Genomic DNA, 14330 nt, shown 5'->3' with positions numbered 1-14330 from the left:
TCCTCAGGCCGCCGCCACCTTCGCCGCCCGCGCCCTCTGCCAGGCCAGCAGCGCCAGCGCCGCCACCAGCGGCGGCAGCAAGGTCAGGTTCAGGATGGACCAGCCGAACCGGGCATGGAGGAAGCCCGAAAGGAAGGCCGTGCAGGCCACGGTGCCGAAGACGATGAAGTCATTGGCGGCCTGGGCCCGCACCCTCTCCTCGGGCGCGTAGCTGGTGGCGAGCAGGGTGGTGGCGCCCACGAACATGAAGTTCCACCCCACGCCCAGCAGGGCGAGGCCGGTGGAGAAATGCCAGAAGCTCTGCCCCGTGAGTGCTACGGCCACGCTGGCGGCCGTCAGCCCCGCACCGGTGGTGATGATGCGCATCACGCCGAAGCGGGCGATGAGGTGGCCGGTGACGAAGCCCGGCGCGAACATCGCCACCGCATGCGCCTGGATGACGGTGGCCGACGCGCTGACCGTGAAGCCGCAGAGCATCATCTCCAGCGGCGTGGCCGTCATGGCGAGGTTCATGGTGCCATAGGCCACCAGCCCCGCCACGGCGGCGGCCACGAAGGCGGGGCGGCGGATGATCTCGCCCACCGGGGTCGCCACCTTGGGCTTGGGCGGCGGCGGCGGCAGGCGCAGCCCCGCCAGAAGCACCATGCAGGCGAGCGGCAGCAGCGCCATGACCATGTAGGTGCCCAGGAACATGTAGGGCAGGAAGAGCTGGTTGGTGTGCTTCACGATCTCGGGGCCGAAGATCGCGGACAGCACGGGCCCGGCCATGACCAGCGCGATGGCGCGGGGGCGATAGGCGGGGGTGGCGGCCTCGGCGGCGGCGAAGCGGTAATGCTGGGCGATGCCGAAGCCCGCGCCCGCGAAGACCGCGCCCGCGCAATAGACCACGAAATCCTGCACCAGCAGCCCGGTGGCGAAGGTGACGGAGCCCAGGATGGACAGCACCGCACCCAGGAAGAAGCCCGTGCGGCGGCCATAACGGCTGAAGACGAAGGAGGCCGGGATGGAAATGGCCATCACCGCCGTCATCTGCACGGCCATGGGCAGGGTGGCGAGCGCGGCGTCGCCCGAGAGGGAATGGCCGATGAGCGCGCCCATCGCCACCTGGCCGATCATGGTGGCGTTCATCAGCGCCTGGCAGAAGAAGAGCCGCCACACGGTGGCCTTCATGGCGCGGTCTTCGATGTCGCTCACAGATGGCTCCAGCCCAGGGTCGCGGGCGTGATGTCGGCCCCGTCCGCGTCGCGCAGCGTCACACGGGGTTCGCCTTGGGTGAAGCGACCCAGGCGCATGACGGGCGTGCGGGCTGCGGCGGCCGCGGCCTCGATGCGGGCGCGGTCCTGCGGGGCGGCGGCGAAGAGGAGCTCGTAGTCGTCGCCGCCCGTCACCAGGGCGGCGATGGGGGCCATGGGGTCGGAGACGGGCACGCGGGCGGCCTCGACCTCGGCCGCCAGGCCCCCCGCGCGGCAGAGGTGGGAGAGGTCCTGCAACAGCCCGTCCGAGACATCCATGGCGGCATGGGCCAGGCCCCGCAGCGCGCGCCCCAGGGCGAGGCGCGGCTCCGGCAGGCGGTAGCGGCGGGCCAGGGCGCCATCGGGGTCCGGACGCTCGCCCCGCGCCGCGCGCAGGCCGAGCCAGCCATCCCCGATGCGCCCGCTGACCCAGAGGTCATCGCCCGCAAGCGCGCCCTCCCGCCGCAGCGCCTGTCCGCGCGGGACGGTGCCGAGGATGGTCAGCGACAGGGTGAGCGGCCCGGGCGTGGACACGGTGTCGCCCCCCAGCACGGAAAGCCCGAATTCCCGCTGATCCTCCAGCAGCCCGGCGGCGAAGCCCGCCACCCAGTCATCTTGCGTGCCGCGGGGCAGGGCCACCGTCATGAGGTAGCCCAGCGGGTCCGCGCCCATGGCCGCGAGGTCTGAGAGGTTCACGCGCAGCAGCTTGCGCCCGATGGTCTCAGCCGGGTCATCGGGCAGGAAATGCACGCCGGCCACCATGGCATCGGCGGCCAGCACCAGTTCCTGGCCCGCGGGCGGGGTCAGCAGCGCCGCGTCATCGGCGAGGTCCAGCGCCCCTTCCCCCGCCAGCGGCCGGAAGTGACGGCCGATGAGGGAGAACTCCGGGGGCAGGCTCACTGCCGCGCGAACTCCTCCGCCCGGAAGCTGCGGGCCATGGCGTCCAGCACGCCGTTGCAGAAGCGGGGTTCCTCGCCGCCGAAGAAGCCATGGGCAATGTCCATGTACTCCTTGATGACGACGCGGGCGGGCGGGCCGCCCATGTCGCGCATCTCGCCCCCGGCGGCGCGCAGGATGGCGCGCAGCACGGGGTCAAGGCGGTTCAGCGCCCAGCCCTGGGCCAGGTGCTGGGTGATGACCTGGTCGAGGTCATCGGGGTTGGTGGCGGCGCCGCGCAGCACGCGGGCGAAGAGCGAGACATCGGCGGCCTCGACGCGGCCATCCTCGAAACCCTCCTGGCCGGGGATGGAGCCCAGGCGGTGGCGGACGAACTGGTCCAGCACCGTCTCCACGCTCTCGCCCGATTGCTCGGCCTGGAACAGCGCCTGGACGGCGGCCACGCGCGCGCCCGTGCGGGGGCGGGCGGGATTCTGCGGCGGGCGCGCCTTCACGCGAGCCCCCAGCGGCGCCGCAGGCCCAGCTGCATGAGCGCGGCCTGCGCGGCCTCGGCGCCCTTGTTGTGGTGGTCGTCGCGCGAGCGGGCGATGGCCTGGGCCTCGGTGTGGACGGTCAGCAGGCCGCAGCCGATGGCGGCCCCGGTTTCGGCGGAGATCTGCATCACGCCCGACATCGCCTCGCGGCAGATGTGGTCGTAATGGTCCGTCTCGCCGCGGATGACGCAGCCCAGCAGCACATAGGCGTCCCAGCGGGGGGCGGGGTTGGGCGCGGCGTTCAGCGCCATGCGGAGGGTGGCGGGCAGTTCATAGGCGCCGGCCACGTCCACCACCTCCAGGGTCGCGCCGGCCTCGGCGGCCACGCGCTCCACGCCGGCGCGCATGCCGCCCACGATCTCGGCGTAGTAGGGCGCCTGGATCAGCAGCAGGCGGGGGGCGGGGCCGTCGAGGCGAATGGTCTCGCGGGCGGGGGCGTCGGCGGTGCTCATCGCTGTTTTTCCCCGGCGAGCGGCCGCGTCTCGACCACGCGCAGCCCCCAGCCCTCCAGCCCCACCAGCGGGCGCGGGTGGTTGGACAGGCGGATGATGTCGGTGACGCCCAGATCGGCCAGGATCTGCGCGCCGATGCCATAGTCGCGCAGCATGGGCTGGCCCGAGGGCAGGCGCTCGGCGCGGAGCTGGCTGGACAGCCCGTCGCGCCGCCAGTCGCGCAGGATGACGACCACGCCGCGCCCCTCGGCCGCGATGGCCTCCATGGCCGCGTGCAGCTCGAAGATCGAGCGCCCCACCACCATGTCGTTCAGCAGGTTGCCCGCGTGCATCCGGGCCAGGACCGGCTCCGGCCCGGTGATGTCGCCCTTCACCAGGGCGATGTGCTCGCCCCGCTCCAGGCCGGATTCATAGACATAGAGCTTCCATTCGCCGCCGATGGCGTTGCGGATGGTGCCCTCCTCCACGCGCTTGGCCATGCGCTCGGTGCGGCGGCGATGGGCGATCAGGTCCGCGATGGTGCCGAGCTTCAGGCCATGGTGCTGCGCGAAGGCCACCAGGTCCGGCAGGCGGGCCATGGTGCCGTCATCGTTCATGATCTCGCAGATCACGCCCGAGGGGTTGAGGCCCGCCAGCCGCGCGAAGTCCACGGCCGCCTCGGTGTGGCCGGCGCGGACCAGCGTGCCGCCCTCGCGCGCCACGAGCGGGAAGACATGGCCCGGGGTTACGATGTGCTCGCGCCCCAGTTCCGGGTTGATGGCGACGGCGACGGTGCGCGCGCGGTCGGCGGCGCTGATGCCGGTGGTCACGCCGTCGCGCGCCTCGATGGAGACGGTGAAGGCCGTCTGGTGCCGCGTGCCATTGGACTGCGCCATCAGCGGCAGCCCAAGCTGCTCCACCCGCTGCCGCGTCATGGCGAGGCAGATCAGCCCGCGCGCGTGGCGGGCCATGAAGTTGATGGCGTCGGGGGTCGCGAACTGGGCGGGGATGACGAGGTCACCCTCATTCTCGCGGTCCTCGTCATCCACCAGGATGAACATGCGGCCGCGCCGCGCCTCCTCGAGCAGCTCCTCGGTGGGGGTGATGAATTCATGCAGGCTGGTGGTGGTGGTCTGGACGCTCACGCGCGGAACTCCATCAGGCGGGCCACGTAGCGCGCCAGCGTGTCGATTTCGAGGTTCACCGCGTCGCCGGGCTGCAGCGTGCCGAAGCTGGTCACGGCGGCGGTGTGGGGGATGATGTTCACCCCGAATTCCAGCCCGTCAACCTCATTGACCGTCAGGGAGACGCCATCAATGGCGATGCTGCCCTTCACCGCGATATGCGGGGCCACATGGGCCGGCGCGCGGAAGCGCCAGCGCACCGAGGCGTTCTCCGGCGTGGCGGAGAGCACCTCGCCCACCCCGTCCACATGGCCGGACATGAGGTGCCCGCCCAGCTCGTCGCCGAGCTTGAGGGACCGCTCCAGATTGATGCGCCGCCCGGGCTTCCAGGCGCCGAGCGTGGTCTTGGACAGCGTCTCGGCGCTGGCATTGGCGGAGAAGCTGTCGGCATAGAGGTCCACCGCCGTGAGACAGGCGCCGGAGCAGGCGATGGAACAGCCCACCACCGCGCCGGCCAGGAAGTCCGGCTCCACGCCGATGACCAGGCGCATGTCGTGCCCGCCGCCGATGGGCTGCACCTCGCGCAGGCTGCCCAGCGCCGTGACGATCCCCGTGAACATCAGCCAGGCTCCTTTTCGAACTCGGTCATCACATCCTCGCCCACCGCGGCCACCGACACGCGCCGGAAACGGGGCATGCGCGCCAGCGGCGCGACGTGCAAGGGGCCCGCGCTGGGCCAGCCCTCCGCCCCCATCACGCCGGGAGCGTGGAACCAGACCAGCCGGTCCACCAGCCCCGCGGCCAGCAGCCCGGCGGCCAGCCCCGCGCCGCCTTCCACCAGCACCCGCGTGACGCCCCGGGTGCCGAGCGCGGCCAGCATGCCCCGCGGCTGCAAACCGCCCCCCGGCGCGCGGCGGATGCTGATCACCTGCACGCCCGCGCGGATATAGGGCGAAAGCGCGGAAGGGCGATGGCCCGAACCCGTCAGCAGCCATGTGGGGTGGGCGGGGGCGTCGCGCACCAGGCGCGCGCCGGGGGGCGTGCGCAGCCGCGCATCGGCCACCACGCGCAGCATGGGCACGGGATCGAGCCCCGCGATGCGGCAGGTCAGGTCCGGGTCATCGGCGATGACGGTGCCGCTGCCCACCATCACCGCGTCATGGCGCGCCCGCAGGGCATGGACGGCGCGGCGGGCCTCGGCGCCCGTGATCCAGCGGCTTTCCCCGGTGGCGGTGGCGATGCGCCCGTCCAGCGTGGCGGCGAGCTTGAGCGTGACGAGCGGCCGGCCCTGGGTGATGCGGTTCACGAAGCCCGCGTTCAGCCGCGCGGCCTCGGCGCCGAACAGGCCTTCCTCCACCGCGATGCCGGCCTCGCGCAGGCGGCGGAAGCCGCGGCCATCCACGCGGGCGTCGGGGTCGCGCATGGCGACCACCACGCGCGAGACGCCGGCGCGAATCAGCGCGTCGCAGCAGGGCGGCGTGCGGCCGTAATGGGAGCAGGGTTCGAGGGTGACATAGGCGGTGGCGCCACGGGCGGCCTCGCCGGCGCGGGTCAGCGCCTCCACCTCGGCATGGGGGCGGCCGCCGGGCTGGGTCCAGCCGCGGCCCACCACCTGGCCGTCACGCACCAGCACGCAGCCGACCGCCGGGTTGGGCCAGGTGTTGCCAAGGCCCCGCGCCGCGAGCCGGAGTGCGGCGCGCATATGGGCCTCGTCCTCCGCCGCCACGTCAGGGCTTCTCGAGGTCGCTGAGGAAGGCGCCGAAATCCTTTGCCTCGGAGAAATTCTGGTAGACGGAGGCGAAGCGGACATAGGCCACCTCGTCCACGCCGCGCAGCGCCTCCATCACCATCTCGCCGATGCGGCGGGAGGGGATTTCGGCCTCGGTCTCCATCTCCAGGCGGCGCTGGATGCCGTTCACCACGCGCTCGATCCGTTCATCATCCACGGGGCGCTTGCGGCAGGCGATGCGGATGGACTTCGCCATCTTGTCGCGGTCGAAGGGCACGCGGCGGCCATCGGATTTCGTGACGACGAGTTCCTTGAGCTGCACGCGCTCGAAGGTGGTGAAGCGGTTGCCGCAGGCGGGGCAGAAGCGGCGGCGACGGATGGAGGAGCCGTCCTCGGAGGGGCGGCTGTCCTTCACCTGGGTGTCGTCGTTACCGCAGTAGGGGCAGCGCATTTTTTTATGCCCTCAAGTGCCGGGCGCCGCCTCCGGCGGCTTGGCTTCGCCGCGCGGCAGGTGCGCCGGGCCGCGCGGTCATGTGGGCGGCGCCGGCCGCGTTGCGGCCGGAGCGTGGGAAGGGACCGCTGGTTTTGCGGCGTGGCGTCATCTGGTCAGTAGATCGGGAAGCGGGCGCAGAGCGCCTTCACATCCTTGGCCACCGCCTGCTCCACCGCGCTGTTCGCCTCGGGGTCGTTCGCCTGGGAAAGCCCGTCCAGCACGCGCACGATCATGCGGCCCACCTCGCGGAACTCCGTCTCCGTGAAGCCGCGCGTGGTGCCGGCGGGGGTGCCGAGGCGGATGCCGCTCGTCACCATGGGCTTGGCGGGGTCGAAGGGGATGGCGTTCTTGTTGCAGGTGAGGTGCGCGCGGCCCAGCGCTGCCTCCGCCGCCTTGCCCGTCAGGCTCTTGGGGCGGAGGTCCACCAGCATCAGGTGGCTGTCCGTGCCGCCCGAGACGATGGCGAGGCCACCCTTCACCAGCTCATCGGCCAGCGCGCGGGCATTGGCCACCACCTGCTTCGCATAGGCGCGGAATTCGGGGCGCAGCGCCTCGCCGAAGGCCACGGCCTTGGCTGCGATGACATGCATCAGCGGCCCGCCCTGCAGGCCCGGGAACATCGCGGAATTGATCTTCTTCGCGATGGCCTCGTCATTGGTCAGCACGAGGCCGCCGCGCGGGCCGCGCAAGGTCTTGTGGGTGGTGGTGGTCGTCACATGCGCGTGCGGCACGGGCGAGGGGTAGGCGCCCGCCGCCACCAGCCCCGCGTAATGCGCCATGTCCACCATCAGGATGGCGCCCACCTCATCGGCCACGGCGCGGAAGCGGGCGAAATCAATCTCGCGCGAATAGGCGGAACCACCGGCGATGATCAGCTTGGGCCGGTGCTCGCGCGCCAGGCGCTCCATCGTCTCGTAGTCCAGCAGGCCATCGGCCTCGCGCACGCCATAGGCGATGGGCTTGAACCACTTGCCGGAGAAGTTCACCGGCGCGCCATGGGTCAGGTGCCCGCCCGCCGCCAGGTCCATCGCCAGGAAGCTGTCACCCGGCTGGAGCAGGGCGAAGAACACGGCCAGGTTCGCGCTGGCGCCGCTGTGCGGCTGCACATTGGCGAATTGCGCGCCGAAGAGCTGCTTCGCGCGCTCGATGGCGAGCGTCTCGGCCACGTCCACATATTCGCAGCCGCCATAATAGCGCCGGCCGGGATAGCCCTCGGCATACTTGTTGGTCAGCACCGAGCCCTGCGCTTCCAGCACGGCGCGGCTGACGATATTCTCGGAGGCGATCAGCTCGATGCCGTCCTGCTGGCGCGTCAGCTCCTGGCCGATGGCGGCGGCGATCTCGGGGTCGCTTTCCGCCACGGGCGCCTGGAAGAAGCGGGCGGGGAGGAAGCGGGCGGTGCTCTCGTTCATCGGCCTGGCCTTTTCTCGGGCGGAATCGCTGGCTGCCCCGGGATTACCACAGGGGGCGGTGCGGGGGATATGGGCGCGGCTCAGCCTGTGGGGGCGAGCTTGGCCAAGCGGTTGTCATGCCGCCCGCCCTCATAGGTGGTGGCGAGGAAGGCGGTCAGCGCGTCCAGCGCCACCTCCACCCCCAGGGTGCGGGCGCCGAAGCAGGCGATGTTGGCGTCATTGTGCGCGCGGGTCAGCCGCGCCTCGGTGGCATCATGCAGGACGGCGGCGCGGATGCCGGGGTGGCGGTTGGCCGCGATCGCCATGCCGATGCCGCTGCCGCAGACCAGCACGCCGAAGCGCGCGCAGCCGGCCGCCACCTGGCGCGACACCGCATGGGCGAAGTCCGGATAGTCCACGCTGTCGGGGCCATGGGTCCCGGCGTCGAGCACCGAATGGCCCTGGGCCTCCAGCGCGGTCTTGAGGGCCTGCTTCAGCGGCAGGCCGGCATGGTCGGAGCCGATGGCGATGATCATGCCCGGCCGCTTACCAAGTCACGCGGCCCACATGAAGCGCGCAAGCGGCATGGCGCAATCGCGCCCCAAGCAGGTTAGGGCTGCGCGTGCCGCGCGAGGAACTCCATCACCGCCGCGCGCGCGGCCAAGCGCGCGGCCGGGTTGGGGCCGGCCGTCACGTCGCGGCCATTGGGCAGGCTGACGCGGCGCAGCGCCACCGTGTCCGGCGCGTCGAAGGCGTGATGGGCGCCGGCGTGGAGGTCATAGGCCATGCGCCCCCCGGACCGCGCGGCCAGCTCCACGCAGCGGAAGGCGGGCGTCCAGTCATCGGCGTCGCCCAGTTGCATCAGCAGGGGCGCGGTGCCGCGGGGCTGCCAGCCGCGGCCCATCGGGACCGGGCCGCAGCCCGGATAGAAGGCGATGGCCGCCGAAATCGTGCCGGGCGCCGCCCGCGCCCAGGCATGCAAGGTGGTGCTGCCGCCATGCGACCAGCCCAGCAGCACCGGCGCGCCCCGATTCCAGGGCTGCGCCGCCGCCCAGTCGCGCGCGGCCAGGGCATCGCCGGCGCGCAAGGCGGGCGGGGCTGCGTGGTCGGCGCGGCCGCAGGCGGGGCCGAGGTCGCGGCTGCCGAAGCTGTCGGGAAAGACCACCGGGTGCCCCGCCGCCACCAGCAGCGCCACCCATTCGCGCTCCCGCGCCGAAAGCCGGGGCGGGCGCGCGGCCCCGCCCAGCCCGCCGCAGCCATGCAGGGCGATGATGGTGGGGCGCGTGGCCTCGGCGGGGCGTTCCAGGATGGCGCGCAGCGTGACCCCCTTCGGGCCGGGAAGGGCGATGATTTCGGCCCGCGCGGGCAGCGCGAGCAGCAGGAGGAGGGCAGCCAGGCGTCGCATGGCGGCAGCCTCCCGCAGGGCTTGCGCCGGCGCAAGGGCATGCGCCGGCACATGTTCCATATTGCCGGGCATGAATGATCCCTGGACCCTCTCCGCCGATGGTTTCGCCGGCCTCGCCACGCCGCGGGCCCGGCTGCTTGTGCTGGCGGGCCATGCCATCCTGGCCCCCTCCTCGCACAACACCCAGCCCTGGCGGTTCCGCCTGGGCGCCGATCGGCTGGACCTGCTGGCCGACCGCAGCCGCGCCCTGCCGGTGGTGGACCCCGAGGACCGGGCGCTGGTCATCTCCTGCGGCGCCGCACTCGGCCATCTGCGCGTGGCGGCGGAGGCGCTGGGGCAGGGGCTGGATGTCACCCTCCTGCCCGACCCGGCGGAGCCTGACCTGTTGGCGCGCATCCGGCCCGGCCCCGCCTGCGCGCCGCACCGGCCCGAATTGCTGGCCGCGATCCACGCCCGCCGCACCACCCGCGCCGCCTTCACCACCGAAGCTTTGGCGCAGCCGCTCCCCTTGGCCGAGGCGCCGGGCGTCACCCTGCATTGGCGCACCGCGCCGGCCGAGCGCCACGCCATCGCGGAACTCGTGGCGGAAGGGGATCGCGCGCAGATGGCCGACCCTGGCTTCCGGGGCGAGCTCGCCGCCTGGGTGCGGTCCCGCCACGCCGCCTCGCGCGATGGCATGTCGGGCGCCGCCTTCGGCATGCCGGACCTGCTCAGCTTCGTGGGCGCCATGGCCATCCGCCGCTTCGACATGGGGGCGGGGCAGGCGGCGCACGACATGGCGCTGGCCGAGAATTCGCCCGCGCTGGGCGTCCTCACCACGCCGGGCGACACGCCGCTGGACTGGCTGCGGGCGGGCGAGGCGCTGAGCCGCGCGATTCTGGCCCTCACCGCCGCGGGGCTGAAGCATTCCTACCTGAACCAGCCCATCGAGGTGCCGGCGCTGCGCCCGAAGCTCGCCGCGCTGCTGGGCACGCGCGAATTCCCGCAAATGCTGATGCGGGCCGGGCATGGGCCGGACATCCGTCCCTCCGTCCGCCGCCCGCTGGAGGAGGTTCTCGCGGAGGCTTGATCGCCCCTTCCAGCCACACCGCCATCCCGGCACTGTGGTGCTTTGCCGGAGGTGCGCGCGTGCTGATCCATGTGGTGACGGATATCGAGACGGATGGGCCCGATCCCGGCATCCATTCCATGATCAGCCTGGCTGCCGTCGCCTGTGATGAAACAGGGGCGCGCCTGTCCCACCTGGCCCTCAACCTCGAACCCATCCCCGGCCACGCCGCCGACCCGGGCACGATGGCATGGTGGGCGACCGAACCCGAAGCCTGGGCCGCGACCCTCTCGAACCGCCTGCCGCCCGCCGAGGCCATCGCCCGCTACGTCGCCTGGGTGCGCGGTTTGGGCGGCACGCCGGTCTTCGCGGCCTACCCCCTCATCTTCGACGGGGCCTGGGTGGACTGGTACCTGCGCCGCTACGCCAGCCTGCGCCTGCTGACCGCGCCGCGCAGCACGGAGACCCTTTTCCTGGGCGGAGGCCTCGACATCGCCTCCTTCGCCCTCGGCCGCACGCGGCTGGACTACGACAGCCTCACCCGCAAATCCTTCCCCGACACCTGGCTCGGCGGATACCCCCACTCCCACATCGCGCTGGACGACGCCGAAGGCTACGCCCACCTCCTGGGAACCCTGCTGCGCGACGCGGGGGAAGGGCGGCGCTGAGGGTGCCGGCGGGGGCTGCCGCCTCCGAACCCCCGCCAGGGGCCATGGGCCCCTGACCCCATGTGTGATGGCCATTTGTGGGGAGGGGCATCAAGGTCGCATCCGTGATGAAGGGCACGCCATGCCCCTCCCCAGAAATGGCCATGAGACGGGTTCCGAGGGCCAAGGCCCTCGGCGGGAGGGGTCTGGGGAGGGCAGCGCCCTCCGCAGTGGCGCCCTATCCCCTCCGCCGCAGCACCAGGGTGCTCCAGGGGGTGAGCGAGATCCGGCGTTCCAGGACGAGGCCTTGGCGGCGGTGCGCGGCGAGGACCATCCGGACCTGGCTGTCGAGGAGGCCGGCCAGGATGGCGCGGCCGCCCGGGGCCAGGTGTTGGGCCAATTCCTTGGCCATGGCGCAGAGGGGCCGGGCCAGGATGTTGGCGAAGACGAGGTCATAGGGCGCGCGGGCGTGGATTTCGCGGTGGTTCCAGCCGAGGGCCAGCACGGCGCGGATGCGCCCGCGCAGCCCGTTGGCGATGGCGTTCTCCTCGGCCACGCGCACCGACCAGGGGTCGAGGTCGCTGGCCAGCACGCGCACATGGGACAGTTTGGCCGCGCCCATGGCGAGGATGCCGCTGCCCGCGCCCAAATCCAACACGCGGGCATTGGGCGGCAGGCGCAGGGCTTCGAGGGCGGTGAGGCAGCCGCGGGTGGAGGAATGCTCGCCCGAGCCGAAAGCCAGGCCCGCATCCAGCGTCAGCACATGGCGCCCCCAGACGCGCCGCTGCTCGGCATGGGAGGGGCGGACCAGGAAGCGCGTCGCGATGGGCTGTTCGGGAAAGGCCTCGACGGTGCGCGCGAGCCAGCCCTCGGCCTCGGTGGGGTTGCGGGCGAGGGTCGCGTCATGGCCGGTGAGGCCGGCGGCGAGCGCCAGCGCGGCGGACAGCGCATCCTGGTCGGCCGTCGCCTCGCGCACCGCCTCGATGCGCCAGGTGTCGGTGGCCTCGTCGCGGAAGAGGGCGACCGTGGCGCTGACGGCCTGGAGCGCGGCCTCATAGGCCGGCACCGCCTCGTCCGGAAGCTGGTCGAGGATGAGGGTTTCGAGGGGTTGGATGTGGCGTTTCATGCGGGGTCCACGAAGCGGTCGAGGACGCGCTTTTGGCCCGCCTTCTCGAATGCGATGTCGAGCTTGTCATCCTCGACGGCGATGACGCGGCCATAGCCGAATTTCTGGTGGAAGACGCGCTGGCCCGCGGCGAAGCCGCCCTCGCGCGCGGGGCGGGCCGCGACCTCCCAGGCGCCGGCCTCGATCAGCCGCGGGCGGCGCTGGCTGGAGAGGGGGCCCGCGCCGAAGACGGAGCTGGGGATGTGGCGGACGGGCTCGGCGCCCTCGCGCACCACCTCCTCCGGCGGCAATTCGTCGAGGAAGCGCGAGGGGATGGTGCTGGTCCAGTTGCCATAGATGCGGCGGTTGGCGGCGTGGCTGATGATGCAGTGCCGCCGCGCGCGGGTGATGCCGACATAGGCGAGGCGGCGTTCCTCCTCCAGGCTCTTGTTGCCGCCCTCATCGAGGCTGCGCTGGCTGGGGAAGAGGCCCTCTTCCCAGCCCGGCAGGAAGACCATGTCGAATTCGAGGCCCTTGGCCGCGTGCAGCGTCATGAGCGAAACGCGGGCGCCCTCCGCGTTCTGGTCATTCTCCATGACGAGGGCGATGTGTTCGAGGAAGGCGGCCATGGTGCCGAAATCCCCCATGGCGCGGAGCAGTTCCTTGAGGTTGTCGAGGCGGCCCGGCGCCTCGGGCGTGCGGTCCTGCTTCCACATCTCGATATAGCCGCTCTCCTCCAGGATCTGGGAGGCGACGACGATGTGGCCAAGCGATTCCAGCCCCGCATGCCAGCGCGCGAAGCCTTCCAGCAGGTCGCGCAGGGCGGCGCGGGGGCGGGGGCGGAGCGCGTCGGTCTGGATGAGTTGACCGGCGGCGATGCGCAGCGGCACGCCCTGTTCGCGCGCGGCGCGGTGCAGCGTGGCCAGCGCCGTGTCGCCCAGGCCGCGCTTCGGGGTGTTCACGATGCGCTCGAAGGCCAGATCATCGGCCGGGTTCACCATGGCGCGGAAATAGGCGATGGCGTCGCGGATTTCCTGCCGCTCATAGAACTTGGCGCCGCCATAGACGCGGTACGGGATGCCCTGGGTGACGAGGCGTTCCTCGAAGCTGCGCGTCTGGAAACCCGCGCGCACGAGGATGGCGATTTCGCTCAGGTCCTGGCCCGCGCGTTGGGCTTCCTCGATGCGGCCGCCCACCATGCGGGCCTCCTCCTCGCTGTCCCAGAGCGAGACGACGCGGACCTTCTCGCCCGAGGCATCGGCGCGGCCGGGGCGCAAAGTCTTGCCAAGGCGCCCTTCGTTCTTGGCGATCAGCCCCGAGGCGGCGGCGAGGATGGGGCGGGAGGAACGGTAATTCGCCTCCAGCCGCACGATGACGGCGCCGGGGAAATCCTTCTCGAAGCGCAGGATGTTCTCGATCTCGGCGCCGCGCCAGGAATAGATGGACTGGTCATCGTCGCCCACGCAGCAGATGTTCCTGTGCCCCTGCGCGAGCAGCCGCAGCCAGAGATATTGGACCAGGTTCGTGTCCTGGTATTCGTCCACCAGGATGTAGCGGAAGAGGCGGTGGTAGCGTTCCAGCACCTCGGGGTTGGTGCGGAGGATTTCCGTCACGTGCAGCAGCAGGTCGCCGAAATCCGCGGCGTTGAGCGCGACCAGCCGCGCCTGGTAGGCGGCATAGAGGGCTTCCGCGCGGTTGTTCGCGTAGTCGGAGCTTTCCGCCACCGGGATGCGCCCCGGCGTGAGCCCCCGGTCCTTCCAGCGCTGGATGATGCCCATGAGCCCGGCCACCGGCCAGCGCTTCATGTCCACGCCGCCCGCCTCCATCACCTGCTTGAGCAGCCGCGTCTGGTCATCGGGGTCGAGGATGGTGAAGTCGGATTTCAGCCCCACCAACTCCGCATGGCGGCGCAGCATCCGGGCGGCGAGCGCATGGAAGGTGCCGAGCCAGAGGCCTTCCACCGGCCGGCCGATGATGGCGCCCACACGCTCGCGCATCTCGCGCGCGGCCTTGTTGGTGAAGGTGACGGAGAGCACCTGGTGCGGCTGGGCGCGGCCCGTCATGAGCAGATGGGCGAAGCGCGTGGTCAGCACGCGGGTCTTGCCCGTGCCGGCGCCGGCCAGGACCAGCAGCGGGCCGTCGAGGGTTTCGACGGCGGCACGCTGCTCCGGGTTCAGGCGGGACAGGTATTCGGAGGGGGACGGTGTTGCGGACACCGGGGGGGTATAGAACACTGCCCCTGGCCCACCAACCGCGCGGAGGAACGCCCCTGATCCGGACCTTCCTCGAAGGCTG

General features: G+C 72.0%; 15 protein-coding genes. 2 read left to right on the top strand and 13 right to left on the bottom strand.

Going from position 1 to position 14330, the window contains the following annotated elements; all coding sequences use genetic code 11:
- Positions 1 to 3: 3 nt before the first annotated feature.
- From ICW72_RS05420 to ICW72_RS05370, 11 genes are all read right to left on the bottom strand, one after another.
- Positions 4 to 1194, bottom strand: coding sequence for an MFS transporter (locus tag ICW72_RS05420; RefSeq protein WP_223880847.1), 1191 nt, complete (start codon positions 1192 to 1194; stop codon positions 4 to 6).
- The gene (gene thiL / locus ICW72_RS05415) at positions 1191 to 2132 is read right to left on the bottom strand and encodes a thiamine-phosphate kinase (protein WP_191085285.1); all 942 of its coding nucleotides are present in this window, start codon (positions 2130 to 2132) and stop codon (positions 1191 to 1193) included. Before thiL ends, ICW72_RS05420 begins: the two co-directional genes overlap by 4 nt.
- Positions 2129 to 2623 (bottom strand): transcription antitermination factor NusB, encoded by a 495-nt coding sequence (gene nusB / locus ICW72_RS05410; RefSeq protein ID WP_223880846.1) that lies wholly within the window; start codon positions 2621 to 2623, stop codon positions 2129 to 2131. Before nusB ends, thiL begins: the two co-directional genes overlap by 4 nt.
- Positions 2620 to 3114, bottom strand: coding sequence for a 6,7-dimethyl-8-ribityllumazine synthase (gene ribH, locus ICW72_RS05405; protein WP_191085284.1), 495 nt, complete (start codon positions 3112 to 3114; stop codon positions 2620 to 2622). Before ribH ends, nusB begins: the two co-directional genes overlap by 4 nt.
- Positions 3111 to 4238: a 3,4-dihydroxy-2-butanone-4-phosphate synthase gene (gene ribB / locus ICW72_RS05400; RefSeq protein ID WP_184383422.1), complete on the bottom strand. Its 1128-nt coding sequence runs from the start codon at positions 4236 to 4238 to the stop codon at positions 3111 to 3113. The genes ribH and ribB overlap by 4 nt, the downstream gene beginning before the upstream one ends.
- Complete coding sequence (locus ICW72_RS05395) at positions 4235 to 4837, bottom strand: riboflavin synthase (protein ID WP_191085283.1); 603 nt, start codon at positions 4835 to 4837, stop codon at positions 4235 to 4237. Before ICW72_RS05395 ends, ribB begins: the two co-directional genes overlap by 4 nt.
- Positions 4837 to 5943 carry a bifunctional diaminohydroxyphosphoribosylaminopyrimidine deaminase/5-amino-6-(5-phosphoribosylamino)uracil reductase RibD gene (ribD, locus tag ICW72_RS05390; RefSeq protein ID WP_269749840.1) on the bottom strand — a complete coding sequence of 369 codons (1107 nt, stop codon included), beginning with the start codon at positions 5941 to 5943 and terminating at the stop codon, positions 4837 to 4839. Before ribD ends, ICW72_RS05395 begins: the two co-directional genes overlap by 1 nt.
- 1 nt (position 5944) lies before the next feature.
- Positions 5945 to 6397, bottom strand: a complete 453-nt coding sequence (nrdR, locus tag ICW72_RS05385; protein WP_184383420.1) for a transcriptional regulator NrdR — start codon at positions 6395 to 6397, stop codon at positions 5945 to 5947.
- Positions 6398 to 6552: 155 nt separating this feature from the next.
- Positions 6553 to 7851, bottom strand: a complete 1299-nt coding sequence (gene glyA, locus ICW72_RS05380) for a serine hydroxymethyltransferase (RefSeq protein ID WP_191085282.1) — start codon at positions 7849 to 7851, stop codon at positions 6553 to 6555.
- A gap of 80 nt (positions 7852 to 7931) precedes the next feature.
- Positions 7932 to 8366 (bottom strand): ribose 5-phosphate isomerase B, encoded by a 435-nt coding sequence (gene rpiB / locus ICW72_RS05375; protein ID WP_191085281.1) that lies wholly within the window; start codon positions 8364 to 8366, stop codon positions 7932 to 7934.
- A 74-nt stretch (positions 8367 to 8440) separates the two neighbouring features.
- A complete protein-coding gene (locus ICW72_RS05370; protein ID WP_191085280.1) occupies positions 8441 to 9235 on the bottom strand; it encodes a dienelactone hydrolase family protein in 795 nt (264 codons plus the stop codon).
- A gap of 70 nt (positions 9236 to 9305) precedes the next feature.
- On the opposite strand from ICW72_RS05370, the gene ICW72_RS05365 reads away from it, so the two are divergent.
- On the top strand, positions 9306 to 10304 hold the full coding sequence (locus tag ICW72_RS05365; protein ID WP_191085279.1) for an Acg family FMN-binding oxidoreductase: 999 nt from the start codon (positions 9306 to 9308) through the stop codon (positions 10302 to 10304).
- Positions 10301 to 10951 (top strand): 3'-5' exonuclease family protein, encoded by a 651-nt coding sequence (locus ICW72_RS05360; protein ID WP_191085278.1) that lies wholly within the window; start codon positions 10301 to 10303, stop codon positions 10949 to 10951. Before ICW72_RS05365 ends, ICW72_RS05360 begins: the two co-directional genes overlap by 4 nt.
- A gap of 217 nt (positions 10952 to 11168) precedes the next feature.
- On the opposite strand, the gene ICW72_RS05355 is transcribed toward ICW72_RS05360, so the two are convergent.
- On the bottom strand, positions 11169 to 12056 hold the full coding sequence (locus ICW72_RS05355) for a 50S ribosomal protein L11 methyltransferase (protein ID WP_191085277.1): 888 nt from the start codon (positions 12054 to 12056) through the stop codon (positions 11169 to 11171).
- Positions 12053 to 14251: an ATP-dependent helicase gene (locus ICW72_RS05350; protein WP_223880845.1), complete on the bottom strand. Its 2199-nt coding sequence runs from the start codon at positions 14249 to 14251 to the stop codon at positions 12053 to 12055. Before ICW72_RS05350 ends, ICW72_RS05355 begins: the two co-directional genes overlap by 4 nt.
- Positions 14252 to 14330: the final 79 nt, after the last annotated feature.

The organism is Roseococcus microcysteis (assembly GCF_014764365.1).
GTDB classification, from domain to species: Bacteria; Pseudomonadota; Alphaproteobacteria; order Acetobacterales; family Acetobacteraceae; genus Roseococcus; species Roseococcus microcysteis.
Note: the sequence above shows the minus strand (reverse complement) of the source record. Positions and strands in the feature narration are given on the sequence as shown.

Bases quoted from the DNA above. Each gene is read 5' to 3' on its own strand.
- ribH (WP_191085284.1), bottom strand. From the start codon at position 3,114: ATGAGCACCGCCGACGCCCCCGCCCGCGAGACCATTCGCCTCGACGGC.
- ICW72_RS05395 (WP_191085283.1), bottom strand. From the start codon at position 4,837: ATGTTCACGGGGATCGTCACGGCGCTGGGCAGCCTGCGCGAGGTGCAG.
- nrdR (WP_184383420.1), bottom strand. From the start codon at position 6,397: ATGCGCTGCCCCTACTGCGGTAACGACGACACCCAGGTGAAGGACAGC.
- glyA (WP_191085282.1), bottom strand. From the start codon at position 7,851: ATGAACGAGAGCACCGCCCGCTTCCTCCCCGCCCGCTTCTTCCAGGCG.
- rpiB (WP_191085281.1), bottom strand. From the start codon at position 8,366: ATGATCATCGCCATCGGCTCCGACCATGCCGGCCTGCCGCTGAAGCAG.
- ICW72_RS05370 (WP_191085280.1), bottom strand. From the start codon at position 9,235: ATGCGACGCCTGGCTGCCCTCCTCCTGCTGCTCGCGCTGCCCGCGCGG.
- ICW72_RS05365 (WP_191085279.1), top strand. From the start codon at position 9,306: ATGAATGATCCCTGGACCCTCTCCGCCGATGGTTTCGCCGGCCTCGCC.
- ICW72_RS05355 (WP_191085277.1), bottom strand. From the start codon at position 12,056: ATGAAACGCCACATCCAACCCCTCGAAACCCTCATCCTCGACCAGCTT.